The sequence below is a fragment of the Mesorhizobium sp. M2A.F.Ca.ET.067.02.1.1 genome (genome assembly GCF_004023285.1).
Classification (GTDB): Bacteria; Pseudomonadota; Alphaproteobacteria; order Rhizobiales; family Rhizobiaceae; genus Mesorhizobium.
Genome location: NZ_RZSB01000898.1, coordinates 1 through 2,185, shown reverse-complemented (window position 1 = coordinate 2,185; position 2,185 = coordinate 1). Strand labels below are relative to the sequence as shown.

3 protein-coding genes and 1 pseudogene are annotated in these 2,185 nt (G+C 58.1%); 1 reads left to right on the top strand and 3 read right to left on the bottom strand.

Annotation, left to right across the window (positions count from 1 at the left end):
- The coding region (groES, locus tag EOA28_RS33405) for a co-chaperone GroES (protein ID WP_128315725.1) at positions 1-338 on the bottom strand (338 nt) is incomplete at its 3' end.
- A 483-nt stretch (positions 339-821) separates the two neighbouring features.
- Here groES and EOA28_RS33400 point away from each other — a divergent pair.
- Positions 822-1,085 (top strand): DUF2285 domain-containing protein, encoded by a 264-nt coding sequence (locus tag EOA28_RS33400; protein WP_128315726.1) that lies wholly within the window; start codon positions 822-824, stop codon positions 1,083-1,085.
- A 140-nt stretch (positions 1,086-1,225) separates the two neighbouring features.
- Here the strand turns inward: EOA28_RS33400 and EOA28_RS40630 are convergent.
- A pseudogene (locus EOA28_RS40630) lies at positions 1,226-1,339 on the bottom strand (histidinol phosphatase); the annotation flags it as partial.
- Positions 1,340-1,842: 503 nt separating this feature from the next.
- Positions 1,843-2,185 (bottom strand): MucR family transcriptional regulator (locus tag EOA28_RS33390; protein ID WP_128315724.1); only part of this gene is annotated, 343 nt, incomplete at its 5' end.

Below are 2,185 nucleotides of genomic sequence, written 5' to 3'. Positions count from 1 at the left end.
TCAATCGAGCCCGGGAATTCAGTTGACGAAAGGGCCTGATATGAGCCGATGATGCCCATGATGTCGGATTCCTTCATGATCAGAAGGTCTTCGCCATTGAGCTTGACTTCCGTGCCCGACCACTTGCCGAAGAGCACACGATCGCCGGCTTTGACGTCGAGCGGGACGAGCTTGCCGCTTTCGTCGCGAGCGCCGGAGCCGACGGCGATGATCTCCCCTTCCTGCGGCTTCTCCTTCGCCGTATCCGGGATGATGATCCCGCCGGCGGTCTTGGATTCGGATTCAACCCGGCGAACGACCACGCGATCATGCAGCGGCCGGAAATTCGACTTTGCCATTTTGGATATCCCTGGTGCGGAGATTGAACGGTTTTCCGTTGCCGGAGCGTAGTTGGCACTCGCCAGTGGAGAGTGCTAACGTGGCCGGTGAAATAGGCTGTAGGGTCGTCCTGGTCAAGACGGTTGAGCGGACAGCCGAAGAGCAAAAGATTTGGAATCGACACGGAAGCCTAGCCTCCATTACGGGCGCATCCCAATGCCTAAGCGCGTTTCGGCCGTCAGCTCTGGGTCGACATTGGAATGTGAAATTATGTGAAATTAACGGCCGAGCAGTCGGCGGACTCGGCTGCGAGCCAAACAGTCTTGAGCTTTTAGCAGTTCATCCCTAACCTGGAGTTGCACCGCCAAAGGAGCGTTTCTCGCTTCGAGCAGGCACTTGCAGACGATGATCGGAATGTCGCCTTGAGGTCGATATTCCCTCGGGTTCGGGTAGCCTGTCGAAGCGAAGTCTTGGACCAGTTGTTTTCGGAGCCCGATATCGTGATGAAATACACAGACGTTGAACCAGGTCTTGAAGACGAAGTCCCCTGGTCGGACAGCCTGACCGCCTACGACAAGGAGCACTCCAAGACCTATTTGAGGTTCCTGGACGCCTCCGCCGACGATGCCAGTTATGAGGAGATGGCGCAGGTCATCCTCGGCATCGATCCGGCGGAAGAGCCGGTGCGCGCGCGCAAAGCAGCGCGAAGCCATCTCGATCGAGCGAACTGGATGATGACAACCGGTTACAAGGAGTTGTTCGCGTAAATGAGGGTGAACGGGCGGCGACACACGCTGCTTGTTCAGACGTGATCACGGCGTCCGCCACAAGAATGGCATGACATCCGGGCCTGCTGGATTGCAGGCTTCTGCTGACGTCTATTCATTGTCAACCTCCCTCCTCGCTGCAGCGGCGTTAGCCACGGCGTGCGGCCAAGGTCGACCGCATTTTTCACGGTGATGGCCTCAGTGGTCTCTGCCTGTTGTTCGAGAAAGGCGATCAGTTGGGCGACGGCGCGGCGAGCCTTACTGTTAAAGTTTTTAAGTGCCTGGAGGCAACGTCAGGCGAATTTTGAGAGGTCACAAACGGCGCTGCGCCCTTGGCGGGAGGGATACGATTTTTAATGGTAATGGTCAGCATCCGGTGCACCCCCATCGGGCTGGTTTCCGCTCTCAAAACCCCGAGCTCTTCCCTGGTGGGCGGCAGAAAACGACTGGCTTGGCCGCTGAACGAGGTGGTAGGCACGCAACGGAGTGGAGGATGCGAAGCACAAAGCCCGCCCACAGCTGAGCCCATTTCTAGGGGGCGAACCTCGACAAACGCGCGCGGCGCGCCGTTTTGTATTTGTCAGAAAACATCACACCCGCTTCTCTCAGTCTATCTCAGCAAAGGAAAGATGATCGGCTCTTGCTTGCCTAAGAGCCAGACCGACGGCAGCATGTACCGACCGCTGAGGAATTCGCCGGGTTGGCGGCGAAAAGCGGGGTTCTCCCCGCCTTTCAAGTCAGCACGCCGGAACAACGCTTAGCCCGCGCCGTTCTTGCGGCCCCTCTTTGCAGGTGCAGTCTCTTCGGTCTGACCAGGCTTTCTACCCAGACCCATGGTCTTGGCTAAAGCAGAGCGAGCCGCAGCATAATTCGGCGCGACCATCGGATAGTCTGCCGGCAGATTCCATTTGGCTCGGTACTCGTCGGGGGTCAAGCTATAGTGGGTCGCGAGATGGCGCTTCAGCGACTTGAACTTCTTTCCATCCTCCAAGCTGATGATGTAGTCGGGCGTGACCGATTTCTTGACGGGAACGGCAGGCGGGCGGGCTTCGGGCTTCGCGACCGGGCCACCGAACGTGCCTTTCAACGCGGCATGCTCT